The sequence below is a fragment of the Pseudomonas sp. 8209 genome (assembly GCF_028682105.1).
Lineage (GTDB): Bacteria > Pseudomonadota > Gammaproteobacteria > Pseudomonadales > Pseudomonadaceae > Aquipseudomonas > Aquipseudomonas palmensis.
The window spans coordinates 413,454-429,189 of the sequence record NZ_JANIAH010000006.1; the positions used below are offsets into that span (position 1 = coordinate 413,454).

Here is a 15,736-nt window from a genome sequence, read left to right on the forward strand (position 1 = left end):
GGGGCTGTGGATAACTCACTCGGGCTGGTCGAAGCCTTCGGCCAGGTGCAGGTCCTTGAGCTTCACGTAGTTGGCGGCGCTGTAGGGGAAGAACGCGCGTTCCTTGTCGGTCAGCGCCCGTGCCTGCTTCACCGGGCTGCCCACGTACAGGAAACCGCTCTCCAGCGTCTTGCCCGGCGGTACCAGGCTGCCGGCACCGATGATCACCTCGTCCTCGACCACCGCGCCGTCCATGATGGTGCTGCCCATGCCGACCAGAATGCGGTTGCCCAGGGTGCAGCCATGCAGCATGACCTTGTGGCCAATGGTCACGTCATCGCCGATCAGCAGCGGGTAGCCGTCGGGATTGAACGGCCCGGCATGGGTGATGTGCAGCACGCTGGCGTCCTGCACGCTGGTGCGCGCGCCGATGCGGATGCGGTGCATGTCGCCGCGGATCACCGTTAGAGGCCATACCGAGCTGTCCTCGCCGATCTCGACATCACCCAGCACCACTGCGCTGCGGTCGACGAAGGCGCGGGCGCCGAGACGCGGAATGTGTTGCTGGAAGCTGCGGATGGCCATGAATAGTGTCTCTCTGTAAGGCTGATAGCTGCGGTCAGCGTCGATTGTAATTAAGATGGAGCGGTGTTTCTTCTGCCAAGGTGTTTAACCGTGAGTGCGAACAACCCGCTTCTGCAGTCTTATGACCTGCCGCCCTTCTCGGCGATCCGTGCCGAGCATGTGCTGCCGGCGATCGAACAGATCCTGGCCGACAACCGCAGCGCCATCGCCTCGATCCTGAAAACCCAGGGCCAGAACCCCACCTGGGCCGGCCTGGTGCTGGCCATGGACGAACTCAACGACCGACTGGGTGCCGCCTGGAGCCCGGTCAGCCACCTCAACGCGGTGTGCAACAGCGCCGAGCTGCGCGAGGCCTACGAGGCCTGCCTGCCGGCCCTGAGCGCCTACGCCACCGAAATGGGCCAGAACCGCGAGCTGTTCCAGGCCTATGAAGCGTTGATCGCCAGCCCCGAAGCCGCCGGCTTCGATGTGGCGCAGAAAACCATCCTCGAACATGCCCTGCGTGACTTCCGCCTGTCGGGTATCGACCTGCCGGCCGACCAGCAGAAGCGATATGCCGAGGTGCAGAGCAAGCTTTCGGAACTGGGCAGCCGTTTCTCCAACCAGCTGCTCGACGCCACCCAGGCCTGGACCAAGCACGTCACCGACGAGGCCGCACTGGCCGGCCTGACCGAATCGGCCAAGGCGCAGATGGCGGCCGCCGCGCAGGCCAAGGGCCTGGATGGCTGGCTGATCAGCCTGGAATTCCCCAGCTACTACGCCGTGATGACTTACGCCCACGACCGTGCCCTGCGCGAAGAACTGTACGCGGCCTACTGCACCCGCGCCTCGGACCAGGGCCCCAACGCCGGCCAGTTCGACAACGGCCCGGTGATGCGCGAGATCCTCGACCTGCGTCAGGAACTGGCCGAGCTGCTGGGTTATGCCAACTTCGCCGAGCTGAGCCTGGCCACCAAGATGGCCGAGTCCAGCGACCAGGTGCTGAGCTTCCTGCGTGACCTGGCCAAGCGCAGCAAACCCTTCGCCGCCCAGGACCTGGCCCAGCTCAAGGCCTACGCCGCCGAGCAGGGCTGCCCGGACCTGCAGAGCTGGGACAGCGGTTTCTATGGCGAGAAGCTGCGCGAACAGCGTTACAGCGTGTCGCAGGAAGCCCTGCGTGCCTACTTCCCGATCGACAAGGTGCTGTCGGGCCTGTTCACCATCGTGCAGCGCCTGTACGGCATCGAGATCGCCGAGGTGAAAGGCTTCGATACCTGGCACCCGGACGTGCGCCTGTTCGAGATCAAGGAAAACGGCCAGCACGTGGGGCGCTTCTTCTTCGACCTGTATGCCCGCGCCAACAAGCGCGGCGGTGCCTGGATGGACGGCGCCCGCGACCGTCGCCGCACGGCCGATGGCAGCCTGCAGAGCCCGGTGGCCAACCTGGTGTGCAACTTCACCCCGGCCGCCCCGGGCAAGCCGGCGCTGCTGACCCACGATGAAGTCACCACCCTGTTCCACGAGTTTGGCCACGGCCTGCATCACCTGCTGACCCGCATCGAGCATGCCGGGGTGTCCGGCATCAATGGCGTGGCCTGGGACGCGGTCGAGCTGCCGAGCCAGTTCATGGAGAACTGGTGCTGGGAGCCTGAAGGCCTGGCGTTGATCTCCGGTCATTACGAAAGTGGCGCTGCCCTGCCGCAGGACCTGCTGGAGAAGATGCTGGCGGCGAAGAACTTCCAGTCGGGCCTGATGATGGTGCGCCAGCTGGAGTTCTCGCTGTTCGACTTCGAACTGCACGCCAGCCACGGCGATGGCCGCAGCGTGCTGGAGGTGCTCGAAGGGGTGCGCGACGAGGTTTCGGTGATGCGCCCGCCGGCGTACAACCGCTTCCCCAACAGCTTTGCGCACATCTTCGCCGGCGGCTACGCGGCCGGTTACTACAGCTACAAGTGGGCTGAAGTGCTGTCGGCCGATGCCTTCTCGCGCTTCGAGGAAGAGGGTGTGCTCAACGCCGAAACCGGTCGCGCCTTCCGCGAGGCGATTCTGGCCCGTGGCGGCTCGCAGGCGCCGATGCGCCTGTTCGTCGACTTCCGTGGCCGTGAGCCGTCGATCGATGCGCTGTTGCGCCACAGTGGCCTGAGCGAGGACCTGGCGGCATGAGCAAGACCAAGAAACGCTTCATTGCCGGGGCCGTATGCCCGGCGTGCAGCGAGCCGGACAAGCTGATGATGTGGAGCGAAGACGGCGTGCCACACCGCGAGTGCGTGGCCTGCGGGTTCTCCGACACGCTCAACGAACAGGGCCTGTCGGTGCCCAAGGAACTGGGCACCCGCGTCAACCAGGCCGAGGCCAAGGCGCCCCAGCCTGCGGTGCAGACGGTGCAGTTCTTCCCCAATCCGAAGCTGAAGAAGCCCTAGCGGGCCGTGTGGCTGGTGCAGGGGCATACATAGTTAGCCCCTGGCGCACCGGCAACCCTTGAAAGTGACGGGACCTTCCCGTCACTCAAGGAGCTGCCCATGACCAGCAATCCCCTGCTCGCCCCCCTCGATCCGCCAGCCTACGCCGACATCCGCCTGGAACACCTGACGGAGGGCATCGACCAGATCATCCTCGACAACCACAACGCCCTGGCCCGCATCATCCTGGCCCAGCGTGGCCTGCCCACCTGGGACGACCTGGTGATGGCCATCGATGCACTGGATGCACGCCTCAACAACGCCGTGCGCCTGATCGTGCCCCTGTACACCCGCGGCGAGGCCTGGAAGGCCGCCGTGGACGAGTGCTGGCTCAAGACCCAGGCCTATCATCAGGCAAAGCTGCAGAACGCCACGTTGCTGGCGCTCTATCAGCGTCTGGCCGACAGCGCCCACGGTGCGCTGTTCAGCCACGAACGCAGGATGTCGCTGCAGCAGTCGATCAAGGCCTTTCGCCTGAGCGGCGCCGAGCTCGGTGAAACCGAGCGTGCCCGCCTGATGGCCCTGCAAACCAGCATCAGTGCCCAGCGCAACCTGTTCCTCGACAACCTGGCACACGCCACCGGCGCCTGGACCCTGCTGATCACCGATGCCCGGCGCCTGCAGGGGGTCGACGCGCTGGAGACCGCCGCCATGGCGCGCAAGGCCCAGGCCAAGGGCCTCGAGGGCTGGCTGGTGACCTTGGAAGAGGCCCCGTGCCTGGCCATCCTGCAGCAGGCCACAGACCGCAGCCTGCGTGAAACCGTGTATCGGGCCTACCATGGCCGCGCGTCGGAGCTGGACGCAGGCCCCGACAACGGCCCGGTGCTGCTGGAGTTGCGACGACTGCGCCATGAGCAGGCGCAACTGCTGGGGTTTGCCAGCTTTGCCGAACTCAGCCTGCAGACCAAGACGGCAGAATCGACGCAACAGGTCACGCGGTTTCTGCAGGACCTGAGCACCCACAGCGCCGCCTGGCGTAGCGCCGAAACCGCGCGGTTGCGGGCCTTCGACCAGCAGGCGCGCCTGGGTGGCCTGCAGCCCTGGGACATCGCCTTTTACGCGCAGCGTGCGCATCGGCACCCGCTGGCACTGTCTGGCGAGGAAATGCGTGGCTACTTCCCGCTGGAGCAGGTGGTGCTGGCCATGACGCAGCTGGCCGATACCCTGTTCGGCGTGCAGATCACGCCGTCCAGCACGTTGCAGGCCTGGCATGCGGATGTGCGGTGCTTCGAGGTAACCCAGGGCCATGCGCTGGTGGGGTACCTGTACATGGATGCGATCACCCGCCCGGGCAAGGAGGACTACGCCTGGAGCCTGCGGGTATGGAACCGCCACGTGGATGCCGAGGGTCGTTTTCACAAGGGCGCGGCGGCGCTGTTCTGCGCAGTCGAGCGTGGCGACGGGGTTGCCCCACCGTTGCTGACCCACCTGGACCTGCGCAAGCTGTACCACGAGTTCGGTCACTGCCTGCACCAGCTGCTGGTGGCCACCACCGATTACCGCCTGTCCGATATCGACAGCCTGGGGCCGGACGGGATCGAGTTCTTCAGTGAGCTGCTGGAGCGCTGGTGCTGGTCGGCCGAGTACCTGGCCGGTATCTCCCATCACTACCAGACAGGCAAGGCACTGCCGCAGTCCACGGTGCAGGCGTTTCTCGACCAGCAGAAACAGCAGCAAGGGCTCACGTTTGCCCGAGACCTGGCAATGGCGCGCCTGGACCTGCACCTGCATGGCGAGACCTACCCGGCTGCTGCGCAAAGCCTGCAGCAGCAGGTGGTGGAACAGTTCGACGCAGTGCTGCCCTGGCCGCTGGGCGATTTCGAGCGCCCGGCCCAGGCTTTCGATCACCTGGCCAGCGGCTACGAGGCGGGCTATTACAGCTACCTGTGGTCACGGGTCTACGCGATCGATGCCTTCGCCCGGTTCGAAGCCGAAGGCGTGCTCAACCCGGCCACCGGGCGTGCCCTGCTCGAGGCCATTGTTGCCCCGGGGGCCGGGCGCTCGATCACGGCAGGGTTCAAGGTGTTTCGCGGGCGTGACGTGAGCCCCCTGCCGTTTCTGCAGTGGCATGGCCTTAACCCGTAGCCACGTCGGACGCCGAGCGGTGCTGGAGGTCCTGGTGGCGATGCAGTACTGTATATAAAAACAGTATAGGGGCTCGCCATGTTCACTCCAGCGCCTGTGCGTGGTCGCGGTACCGCGCACAACCCGCACAACCGCTTCGCCCCTGCCCGCTCTGTGGCCGAGGATGATGGCTGGTACCAGGAGGTGCCGCTGACCCAGGGCACCGAAGTCCGCATCGAGACGGCCAAAACCATCATCACCCGTAACACCTCGCCCGACCTGCCCTTCGACCGCTCGATCAACCCCTACCGAGGTTGCGAGCATGGTTGCATCTATTGCTATGCCCGCCCCAGCCACGCCTACTGGGACCTGTCGCCGGGGCTCGATTTCGAGACCAAGCTGATCGCCAAGACCAACGCGGCGGCGGTGCTGGAACAACAGCTGTCGAAGAAAGGCTACGTGTGCGCCCCGATCAACCTGGGGTCCAACACCGACCCGTACCAGCCTATCGAGCGCGAACAGCAGCTGACCCGGCGCCTGCTTGAAGTGCTGCTGCGCTACCGTCACCCGGTCACCATCGTGACCAAGGGCTCGCTGATCCTGCGCGACCTCGACCTGCTGGCCGAACTGGCACAGCAGCGCCTGGTGTCGGTGATGATCAGCCTGACCACCCTCGACGACGAGCTCAAGCGCACCCTGGAACCGCGTGCCGCCGCGCCCAAGGCGCGGTTGCGGGCGATTCGGGTGATGCGCGAGGCGGGTGTGCCGGTAGGTGTGCTGTGTTCGCCGATGATCCCGATGATCAACGACAGCGAACTGGAGCACCTGCTGGAGGCGGCCAAGCAGGCCGGCGCGCTGCACGCGGCCTACATGCTGCTGCGCCTGCCGCTGGAGGTGGCGCCGCTGTTCGAGCAATGGCTGCAGGATCATTACCCGCAACGTGCGACCCATGTGCTGAGCCTGATCCGTCAGAGCCGTGGCGGCGAGCTGTACGACAGCCGTTTTGGCGCACGCATGCGGGGCGAAGGCGTGTTTGCCGACTTGCTGGCGCAGCGTTTCGACAAGGCCATGCGCCGCCTGGGACTGAACCGGCGTGAAGGCCATGCGCTCGATTGCAGCGCGTTCTGCCCGCCCGGTGGGCAGTTGTCGCTGCTGTAATGCATTAATGGGTAGTTGCCATTAATGCTTTTTTGCTAGTATCCGAGGCCCGCCCTTTTGTTCTGGAACGCCCGTTCTAGAGCCTCCAAATTCAGTTTGAGTTAAGTTTTTCCGCGTAGCGTGAAACGCCAGGCAGCCGCACTGTGCTTTATTGAGCGTGAGCGACATCCAAGCTTCATTGCGTTGTCTGAATCTTGAACCGGTAAAATGGACTTACCTTCAAACCGTCAAAGAGGATCAACAATGAAAGACCAGGACCCCTCTCAAAACGGCCCGGCTGATCAAGCCGAAAGCGCCGATGCCGCACTGAAGCATATCGTCGACGGCTTTTTGCATTTTCATCATGAAGTCTTCCCGCAACAGGAAGAGCTCTTCAAGAAACTCGCCACTGCGCAGAAGCCGCGGGCGATGTTCATTACCTGCGCCGACTCGCGCATCGTGCCCGAACTGATTACCCACAGCTCCCCTGGCGACCTGTTCGTGACCCGCAATGTGGGTAACGTGGTGCCGCCCTACGGGCAGATGAACGGTGGTGTATCCACGGCCATCGAATACGCGGTGATGGCCCTGGGTGTGCAGCACATCATCGTGTGCGGGCATTCCGATTGCGGGGCCATGCGTGCCGTGCTCAACCCGCAGAGCCTGGAGAAGATGCCCACGGTCAAGGCCTGGTTGCGGCATGCCGAGGTGGCGCGCACGGTGGTCGAAGACAATTGCCATTGCCACAACGAACACGAAAGCATGCAGGTGCTGACCAAGGAAAACGTCATCGCGCAGTTGCAGCACCTGCGTACCCACCCTTCGGTCGCCTCGCGCCTGGCGGCCGGCCAGTTGTATATCCACGGCTGGATCTACGACATCGAAACCAGCGAAATCACCGCCTATGACGCGGTAAGTGACCGCTTCCTGCCCCTGCAGAGCGGCCAGCCGATTCCCTGCGCCACCCCGCGCGGGCGCTACTAGCCACACCTCATTCGCAACAGGGTGACTGAACGCTGCACGTTCGCGTGCAGCCCAGGTAGTCGGCTGCCTTGAATTTCCATGAATGCCTTGCCGGCCTGCCGGCGGCTTGCGGCTGCCCGCGTGGCGGCGTTACTGCGGCGTGCGGGCCAGCGGAATGGCCCGGCGTGATCGATAGAGGGAGAATCAAGGTGAACATGACGCAATTGAAAGCGGCCCTGCCGCGTGAACTGCTGGCTTCGGTGGTGGTGTTTCTGGTGGCGCTGCCGCTGTGCATGGGCATCGCCATCGCTTCCGGCATGCCCCCGGCCAAGGGTCTGATCACCGGCATCGTCGGTGGCCTGGTGGTGGGGTTCATCGCCGGCTCGCCATTGCAGGTCAGCGGCCCGGCGGCGGGCCTGGCGGTGCTGGTGTTCGAGCTGGTACGCCAGCATGGCATGGCCATGCTCGGGCCGATCCTGCTGCTGGCGGGCCTGCTGCAACTGCTGGCCGGGCGTCTGCGTCTGGGCTGCTGGTTCCGGGTCACGGCGCCGGCGGTGGTGTACGGCATGCTCGCCGGTATCGGCGTGCTGATCGTACTGTCGCAGGCGCATGTGATGTTCGACGCCAGCCCGCAGCCTTCCGGGCTGGCCAACCTGACGGCGTTCCCGCAGACCGTACTGCAGGCGCTGACCCTGGAAGGCCCCGGCAGTGCCTGGCAGGCGGGTGCGCTGGGCCTGGGCACCATCGCGATCATGTGGGGCTGGGAGCGCCTGCGCCCGCAGCGTCTGCGCTTCGTGCCGGGGGCCTTGCTCGGGGTGGCGCTGATGACCCTGCTGAGCCTGTGGCTGGCGTTGCCGGTGAACCGCGTGGTGGTGCCCGCCAACCTGGCCGAGGCCATCGACTGGCTGCGCCCCGCCGACCTGCTGCAACTGGCCAACCCGCACCTGCTGGTGGCGGCGCTCGCCCTGGCATTCATCGCCAGTGCCGAGACGCTGCTGTCGGCGGCAGCGGTGGACCGCATGCACAGTGGCCAGCGTTCGGACTTCGACCGTGAACTGTCGGCCCAGGGGGTGGGCAACATGCTCTGTGGCGTGCTGGGGGCGTTGCCGATGACGGGGGTGATCGTACGCAGTTCGGCCAACGTGCAGGCCGGTGCGCAGACGCGGCTGTCGGCTATTCTGCATGGGGCATGGCTGCTGGCGTTCGTGGTGGTGCTGAGCAGTGTGCTGCAGCAGATCCCGGTGGCGAGCCTGGCAGGTGTACTGGTGTACACCGGCTTCAAGCTGGTGGACTTCAAGGCGTTCCGCGGGTTGGGGCGCTATGGGCGCATGCCGATGTTCACCTACGCGGCGACCGCACTGGCGATCATCTTCACCGACCTGTTGACCGGCGTACTGCTGGGTTTCGCCCTTACTTTGCTCAAGCTTGCGCTGAAGGCGGCGCGGTTGAAGATCAGCGTCAGCCACCTGGATACGCCGGGGCACCTGGAGCTTCGCTTGAGCGGTGCGGCGACGTTTCTCAAGGTCCCGGCACTCGCCCGGGCGCTGGATAACGTACCGGTATGTACCACGTTGCATGTACCGCTGGCCCAACTCAGCTATATCGACCACGCGTGTCTCGAGCTGCTGGAGGACTGGGGCCGGGCGAATGCGGGCAATGGATCGGTGCTGGTGATCGAGCCGCGCGGGTTGAAGCGGCGCACCGAGGGGCGGGCGCGCATGGCGGCAGGGCTTGGCGCCTGAACGAATCGCCAGCAAGGCTGGCTCCTACACGGGGTGTAATCCTGTAGGAGCCAGCGTTGCTGGCGAAGGCTGCGCCGCCGAGCCGATCAGGCCGACTGATCCAGCTCCAGCCCCACGCCCAGCTGGCGCGACAGGCACGGCCAGCGCTTCCACGCCGCGCCGGTGTCCGGGCTGCTCAGCTTGTCGCGGTAGGCCTCTACCGATTCAAGCGCGAAGCTTTCGTCGTTGAGCATTTCGTCCACCGAGTGGTGCACCACCTCATCCAGCTGGTTGGCGAATGCCTCGCCGATCAGCTGGTGCGCGATCAGGTTGGCCACGGTGGTATCCAGTGGGATCAGTGGCTGCTTGAAATGCTTGATGTACAGGTCGTTCACTTCCTCCACCAGGCGGTGCGCCAGGTAGGCCTCATCCAGCAGGCAGCCCAGGCCGACCTGGCCTTGCATGATCGCCGGCGGCTGCAGGAAATAGGCTTCGGCAATTTTCAGTACCGGTTTGATCTGCGACTCGATGCCCGCCTCGCGCGCCACCGCATTGGCGGCCTCCAGCAATTCGGGTACCTGATCGATGTACGCATCGACAAACCCCACAAGCGCCGCATGCGGGTCTTGCTCAGGCAGGTTGATCGAGGGATGCAGGTGGGGCAGTTGCACTTCAAGTTGCTTTTTCAACTGGCCGGTTTGGACCTCATGTTGACGGGCACGGGTGATCTGCTCGCGCAAAGCGGCGATGTTCATGACAACTCCAGGGACAAGGGAAACACACGGATGACATAAGGTAGCTCGGTTCGAAAAAGAGTTAAGACGGATTTGTCATAAACGATGTGCGTTTATGTCGCTGTAAGGCATATCAAATGGCCATCAACCCCCTCTGCGATTTTTTGCGCGGTCCGGGCGGCTGTCTATACTCCGCTTTGAAAGTGATTGGTTGATGAGGCCCGCCTGCTGTCCAGCAGGGGCTCGCCGTCGAAGTTCGCCGTCTTGACGCCGTACCCTTAGCCGTAGGCCCTGCCTCCGGGATAACAAGAATCATAAGGGGAACCCGCAATGATGCGACATCCACATGCCTGGATGGGCCTGCTGTTGTGGTCACTGTTCACGCCGGCACACGCCGCCTGGACCGTGAATATGGCGCCGGGGGCGACTGAAGTCAGCAACGCCGTGTTCGACCTGCACATGACCATCTTCTGGATCTGCGTGGTGATCGGCATCGTGGTGTTCGGCGCGATGTTCTGGTCGATGATGGTGCACCGTCGCTCCACCGGCCAGCAGCCGGCGCATTTTCATGAGCACACCTGGGTCGAGATCATGTGGACGGTGGTGCCGTTCCTGATCCTGGTGGCCATGGCCATCCCCGCCACCAAGACCCTGGTGGACATCTACGATGCCAGCGAGTCGGACGTGGACATCCAGGTCACCGGCTACCAGTGGAAGTGGCACTACAAGTACCTGGGCCAGGACGTGGAGTTCTTCAGCAACCTGGCCACCCCCGCCGATCAGATCCACAACAAGGCACCCAAGGACGAGCACTACCTGCTGGAGGTCGATCAGCCGCTGGTGATCCCGGTGGGTGCCAAGGTGCGCTTTCTGGTGACTGCCGCCGACGTCATCCATTCCTGGTGGGTGCCGGCGTTCGCGGTCAAGCGCGATGCCATCCCCGGTTTCGTCAACGAGGCCTGGACCCGTGTCGAGAAGCCGGGCATCTACCGCGGCCAGTGCACCGAACTGTGCGGCAAGGACCACGGCTTCATGCCGGTGGTGGTGGAGGTCAAGTCCAGGGCCGACTACGACACCTGGCTGGCCGAACGCAAGGCCGAGTCGGCCAAGCTCAAGGAGCTGACCAGCAAGGAGTGGACCCTGCAGGAGCTCAGCGAGCGCGGCGACAAGGTCTACCACACCACCTGCGTGGCCTGTCACCAGGCCGAAGGCCAGGGCCTGCCGCCGATGTTCCCGGCGCTCAAGGGTTCGAAGATCGCCACCGGCCCGATCAAGGATCACCTGAACATCGTCTTCCACGGCAAGGCCGGCACGGCCATGGCGGCGTTCGGCAAGCAGCTCTCGGAAGTGGATATCGCCGCCGTGATCACCTACGAGCGCAACGCCTGGGGCAACAACAAGGGCGACATGGTCACGCCGAAGGATGTGCTGGCGCTCAAGCAGGCCGACAGCCAATGAACCGGGGAGACAGGACATGAGTACAGTCATCGACGACCACGGTCATGCCGCCCATGACCACGCCCACGGCCCGGCCAAGGGCCTGATGCGCTGGGTGCTGACCACCAACCACAAGGACATCGGCACGATGTACCTGTGGTTCGCCTTCGCCATGTTCCTGCTCGGCGGCTCGTTCGCCATGGTGATCCGCGCCGAGCTGTTCCAGCCCGGCCTGCAGATCGTGGAGCCGGCATTCTTCAACCAGATGACCACCATGCACGGCCTGATCATGGTGTTCGGTGCGGTGATGCCGGCCTTCGTCGGCCTGGCCAACTGGATGATCCCGCTGATGATCGGCGCGCCGGACATGGCCCTGCCGCGCATGAACAACTTCAGCTTCTGGCTGCTGCCGGCAGCGTTCCTGCTGCTGGTATCGACCCTGTTCAGCCCCGGCGGCGGGCCGAATTTCGGCTGGACCTTCTATGCCCCGCTGTCGACCACCTACGCACCGGCCAGCGTGACCTTCTTCATCTTCGCCATCCACCTGATGGGCATCAGCTCGATCATGGGCGCGATCAACGTGATCGCCACCATCCTCAACCTGCGCGCCCCCGGCATGACCCTGATGAAGATGCCGCTGTTCGTCTGGACCTGGCTGATCACCGCGTTCCTGCTGATCGCGGTGATGCCGGTGCTGGCCGGGGTGGTGACCATGATGCTGATGGACATCCATTTCGGCACCAGCTTCTTCAGCGCCGCCGGTGGTGGCGACCCGGTACTGTTCCAGCACGTGTTCTGGTTCTTCGGTCACCCCGAGGTGTACATCATGATCCTGCCGGCGTTCGGCGCGGTCAGCTCGATCATCCCGGCGTTCTCGCGCAAGCCGCTGTTCGGCTACACCTCGATGGTCTACGCCACCGGGGCCATCGCCTTCCTGTCGTTCATCGTGTGGGCGCACCACATGTTCGTGGTCGGCATCCCGGTGGTGGGCGAGCTGTTCTTCATGTACGCCACCATGCTCATCGCGGTGCCCACCGGGGTGAAGGTGTTCAACTGGGTGAGCACCATGTGGGAAGGTTCGCTGACCTTCGAGACGCCGATGCTGTTCGCCATCGCCTTCGTCATCCTGTTCACCATCGGCGGCTTCTCGGGGTTGATGCTGGCCATCGCCCCGGCCGACTTCCAGTACCACGACACCTACTTCGTGGTGGCGCACTTCCACTACGTGCTGGTGCCGGGGGCGATCTTCGGCATCTTCGCCTCCGCCTACTACTGGCTGCCCAAGTGGACCGGGCACATGTACGACGAAACCCTCGGCAAGCTGCACTTCTGGCTGTCGTTCATCGGCATGAACATGGCGTTCTTCCCGATGCACTTCGTTGGCCTGGCGGGCATGCCGCGCCGGGTGCCGGACTACAACCTGCAGTTCGCCGACTTCAACATGGTGTCGTCGATCGGCGCGTTCACCTTCGGCGTCACGCAGATCTTCTTCCTGTTCATCGTGATCAAGTGCATCCGTGGCGGCAAGCCGGCCCCGGCCAAGCCATGGGATGGCGCCGAAGGGCTGGAATGGTCGGTACCCTCGCCCGCGCCCTACCACACCTTCCAGACCCCGCCGGAAGTGAAATGAGGGTGCTGCCATGAACGAGCGCACGTCGCTGCGGCGACTGGTGACGCGGCTGATGCTGCTGACCGTGGTGATGTTCGCCTTCGGCTTTGCCCTGGTGCCGATCTACGACGTGATGTGCAAGGCCTTCGGCATCAACGGCAAGACCGGCGGGCAGTACGCAGGCAGCCAGGTCAGCGACCCCACGCGCTCGGTGAAGGTGCAGTTCCTGTCGACCAATGCCAGCGACATGGTCTGGGACTTCTACTCCACCGCCGACCAGATCGACGTCAACCCGGGCGCGGTGAACCAGATGATCTTCGTGGCGCGCAACCCCACCGACAAGCCGATGACCGCCCAGGCCATCCCCAGCATCAGCCCGGCGGAGGCGGCCGCGTACTTTCACAAGACCGAATGCTTCTGCTTCAGCCAGCAGGTGCTGCAGCCGGGTGAGCGCATCGAGATGCCGGTGCGCTTCATCGTCGACCGCGACCTGCCCAAGGATGTGAAACACCTGACGCTTGCCTACACGCTGTTCGATATCACCGCTCGCCAGCCGCCGGTGGCCCACGTGGCCACCCAGACCGTACAGAGCGCCCGATAAGGAGAACGATCCATGGCTGCTCATCAGCACTACTACGTACCGGCGCAGAGCAAGTGGCCGATCATCGCCACCCTCGGCATGCTGATCACGGTGTTCGGCCTGGGCACCTGGTTCAACGACATGAAGGCCGGCCACGAGGACTCCCATGGCCCGCTGATCTTCTTCGTCGGCGCACTGTGCCTGGCCTACATGCTGTTCGGCTGGTTCGGCGCGGTGATCAAGGAAAGCCGCGCCGGGCTCTACAGCCCGCAGCTGGACCGCTCGTTCCGCTGGGGCATGTCGTGGTTCATCTTTTCGGAGGTGATGTTCTTCGTGGCCTTCTTCGGTGCGCTGTTCTACGTGCGCCACCTGGCAGGCCCGGCGCTGGGTGGGGAAGGTGCCAAGGGCGTGGCGCACATGCTGTGGCCGAACTTCCAGTTCGCCTGGCCGCTGCTGCATACCCCCGACCCCAAGCTGTTCCCGCCGCCCAGCGATGTGATCGACCCGTGGCACCTGCCGCTGATCAACACCATTCTGCTGGTCAGCTCCAGCGTGACCATCACCATCGCCCACCATGCCCTGCGCAAGGATCACCGCGGCGCGCTGAAATTCTGGCTGGCGCTGACCATCGTGCTGGGCGTGGCGTTTCTCATCCTGCAGGCCTACGAGTACCACGAGGCCTACACCGAACTGGGCCTGACCCTGCATTCGGGGATCTACGGCGCCACCTTCTTCATGCTCACCGGGTTCCACGGGGCCCACGTGACCATGGGCACGATCATCCTGTTCGTGATGCTGATGCGCATCCTGCGCGGGCACTTCAGCGCCGACAAGCACTTCGGCTTCGAGGCGGCCAGCTGGTACTGGCACTTCGTGGATGTGGTGTGGGTGGGGTTGTTCATCTTCGTGTATGTGCTGTAGCCGCGCCTAGAACGGCGCGTGGGACACCAGTTGGCCGCTGTAGAAACCCCAGGCGACCAGCGCCAGGGTGATGGCGGCCAGGCTGACACGGATTTTCAGGGCGGTGAGCAGGCGGGTCGAGTTGTCATCGTCCTTGACCAGAAAGAACAGGCCGCTGAACAGGCTGATCACGGTCGCCAGCAGCATCAGGACAATCGCGGCTTTGAGCATGGCGGTACTCCGGGGGATGCGATGACTACAACAAGTATAGCGACAGCCGTTGCGGGGCCCCGATGAGGCCGTTCCGCCCCGGCCGGGTGCCGACCCTGGTGGTGATGTTGCTGCTGCCGGGGCTGATTGCGCTGGGCTGCTGGCAGTTGGGGCGCGCCGCCGAAAAGCGCGAGTTGCTGGCCACCTATGCAGAGCGCCGGGTGGCAGCGCCTCTGGCCAGCGAGCAGCTGGCGCAGGCGAGCGACCCGGCCTATCGCCGGGTGCACCTGTATGGCCGTTTCGACCGCACCCACAGTGTGCTGCTCGACAACCGCCTGCGCGACGGCCAGGCCGGGGTCGAGCTGCTGCAACCCTTTCACGACCAGGCCAGCGGCCTGTGGCTGCTGGTCAATCGCGGCTGGCTGCCCTGGCCCGACCGGCGTGTGGCGGTGCAGTTCAGCACCCCCGAGACACCGCTTGCCCTGCAGGCCTGGGTCTATGTGGCGCCGGGCAGCACCTTCCAGTTGCACGCCGACCCGCAAGGGGGCCGCTGGCCGCACCTGCTCACGGCGGTGGATGCCGCGCAGCTGTGGCCGCAGCTGGGCCGCGAGGGCTTTGCCCATGAACTGCGCCTGGAACCGGGACCGGCCAGCTACCGGCTGGACTGGCCAGTGGTGGCGATGGGCCCGGAGAAACACCTGGGCTACGCCGTGCAATGGTTTGCCCTGGCCGCGGCGCTGGTTGCGCTGTACCTCTATTTCGGCTGGCACAACGACAAGGAGAACCACCATGGGCGCCGTCATGCATCCATCCGGCACGTCTGAAGTGCCGCGCCGTCGTTGGCGCGGGCGGTTGCAGCTGATTCTGATCCTGCTGGTGGTGGTGGGGCCGATGATGCTCGCCACCGGCATGTACAAGCTGCAGTTCTGGGTGCCGGAAAGCCGCAGCTACCACGGCGAACTGATCGGCAACGGCCAGGGCCGCGCCGAGCTGGGGGTCGCGACCGACGAGGCGCGCTGGCAACTGCTGGTCAGCACCCCTGGTGACTGTGACGCAGACTGCCAGCAACTGGTGTACCTGGCGCGCCAGGTACAGATCGGCCTTGGCCGCGACGCCGCCCGTGCCAGCCACGCGCTGGCCGCCGGGCAACCGCTGAGCGAGGCGTATCAGGCCAGGCTTGCGCGCGAGTACCCGCAACTGCAGCGCTATGCGCTGGAGCTGGCGCAGTACAGCAGGGCCGCCGGGGGCCTGAAGGGCGCGCAGCTGTGGATCGTCGACCCCCACGGCAACCTGGTGTTGCGCTACGACGCACGGGTCAAGGGCAAGGACCTGCTCAACGACCTGCGCCATCTGCTCAAGCTGTCCAACATCGGCTAGGA

General features: G+C 64.7%; 15 protein-coding genes. 12 read left to right on the forward strand and 3 right to left on the reverse strand.

The annotated features are described in order from the left end of the window. Positions 1-15 precede the first annotated feature (15 nt). Positions 16-564 carry a gamma carbonic anhydrase family protein gene (locus NP552_RS15970; protein WP_043862269.1) on the reverse strand — a complete coding sequence of 183 codons (549 nt, stop codon included), beginning with the start codon at positions 562-564 and terminating at the stop codon, positions 16-18. A 90-nt stretch (positions 565-654) separates the two neighbouring features. Between NP552_RS15970 and prlC the strand changes: the two genes are divergently transcribed. The 6 genes from prlC to NP552_RS16000 all read left to right on the forward strand — a co-directional run bounded on the left by prlC (position 655) and on the right by NP552_RS16000 (position 8,908). Beyond that, positions 655-2,706: an oligopeptidase A gene (gene prlC / locus NP552_RS15975; RefSeq protein WP_043862270.1), complete on the forward strand. Its 2,052-nt coding sequence runs from the start codon at positions 655-657 to the stop codon at positions 2,704-2,706. Continuing rightward, the gene (locus NP552_RS15980) at positions 2,703-2,963 is read left to right on the forward strand and encodes a YheV family putative zinc ribbon protein (RefSeq protein ID WP_043862271.1); all 261 of its coding nucleotides are present in this window, start codon (positions 2,703-2,705) and stop codon (positions 2,961-2,963) included. The genes prlC and NP552_RS15980 overlap by 4 nt, the downstream gene beginning before the upstream one ends. A 99-nt stretch (positions 2,964-3,062) precedes the next feature. After that, positions 3,063-5,087 carry a M3 family metallopeptidase gene (locus NP552_RS15985; RefSeq protein ID WP_058541991.1) on the forward strand — a complete coding sequence of 675 codons (2,025 nt, stop codon included), beginning with the start codon at positions 3,063-3,065 and terminating at the stop codon, positions 5,085-5,087. Positions 5,088-5,165: 78 nt separating this feature from the next. Next, the gene (locus NP552_RS15990) at positions 5,166-6,224 is read left to right on the forward strand and encodes a PA0069 family radical SAM protein (protein WP_043862273.1); all 1,059 of its coding nucleotides are present in this window, start codon (positions 5,166-5,168) and stop codon (positions 6,222-6,224) included. 243 nt (positions 6,225-6,467) lie between these two features. Next, positions 6,468-7,187: a carbonic anhydrase gene (locus NP552_RS15995; protein WP_043862274.1), complete on the forward strand. Its 720-nt coding sequence runs from the start codon at positions 6,468-6,470 to the stop codon at positions 7,185-7,187. Positions 7,188-7,381: 194 nt separating this feature from the next. Continuing rightward, positions 7,382-8,908, forward strand: a complete 1,527-nt coding sequence (locus tag NP552_RS16000) for a SulP family inorganic anion transporter (protein WP_201023459.1) — start codon at positions 7,382-7,384, stop codon at positions 8,906-8,908. 86 nt (positions 8,909-8,994) lie between these two features. Here NP552_RS16000 and NP552_RS16005 read toward each other — a convergent pair whose 3' ends face one another. Then, on the reverse strand, positions 8,995-9,642 hold the full coding sequence (locus NP552_RS16005; protein ID WP_054916034.1) for a hypothetical protein: 648 nt from the start codon (positions 9,640-9,642) through the stop codon (positions 8,995-8,997). 309 nt (positions 9,643-9,951) lie between these two features. Here NP552_RS16005 and coxB point away from each other — a divergent pair, with 309 nt between their 5' ends. Genes coxB through NP552_RS16025 form a run of 4 tightly spaced genes read left to right on the forward strand, consistent with a single transcriptional unit; the run spans position 9,952 to position 14,168 of the window. Next, positions 9,952-11,079 carry a cytochrome c oxidase subunit II gene (coxB, locus tag NP552_RS16010; RefSeq protein ID WP_043862277.1) on the forward strand — a complete coding sequence of 376 codons (1,128 nt, stop codon included), beginning with the start codon at positions 9,952-9,954 and terminating at the stop codon, positions 11,077-11,079. A 16-nt stretch (positions 11,080-11,095) separates the two neighbouring features. Then, positions 11,096-12,688: a cytochrome c oxidase subunit I gene (gene ctaD, locus NP552_RS16015; RefSeq protein ID WP_054916033.1), complete on the forward strand. Its 1,593-nt coding sequence runs from the start codon at positions 11,096-11,098 to the stop codon at positions 12,686-12,688. 10 nt (positions 12,689-12,698) lie between these two features. Next, a complete protein-coding gene (locus tag NP552_RS16020; RefSeq protein ID WP_043862279.1) occupies positions 12,699-13,268 on the forward strand; it encodes a cytochrome c oxidase assembly protein in 570 nt (189 codons plus the stop codon). A 12-nt stretch (positions 13,269-13,280) separates the two neighbouring features. Then, positions 13,281-14,168: a cytochrome c oxidase subunit 3 gene (locus NP552_RS16025; RefSeq protein WP_043862280.1), complete on the forward strand. Its 888-nt coding sequence runs from the start codon at positions 13,281-13,283 to the stop codon at positions 14,166-14,168. 6 nt (positions 14,169-14,174) lie between these two features. Here the strand turns inward: NP552_RS16025 and NP552_RS16030 are convergent, their stop codons facing one another. Then, a complete protein-coding gene (locus NP552_RS16030) occupies positions 14,175-14,378 on the reverse strand; it encodes a twin transmembrane helix small protein (RefSeq protein ID WP_043862281.1) in 204 nt (67 codons plus the stop codon). Between the two features lie 62 nt (positions 14,379-14,440). Between NP552_RS16030 and NP552_RS16035 the strand changes: the two genes are divergently transcribed. Together NP552_RS16035 and NP552_RS16040 are read left to right on the forward strand one after the other, a co-directional pair. After that, positions 14,441-15,181, forward strand: coding sequence for an SURF1 family protein (locus tag NP552_RS16035; RefSeq protein WP_054916032.1), 741 nt, complete (start codon positions 14,441-14,443; stop codon positions 15,179-15,181). Then, positions 15,147-15,734: a hypothetical protein gene (locus tag NP552_RS16040; protein WP_058541993.1), complete on the forward strand. Its 588-nt coding sequence runs from the start codon at positions 15,147-15,149 to the stop codon at positions 15,732-15,734. The genes NP552_RS16035 and NP552_RS16040 overlap by 35 nt, the downstream gene beginning before the upstream one ends. Positions 15,735-15,736 lie beyond the last annotated feature (2 nt).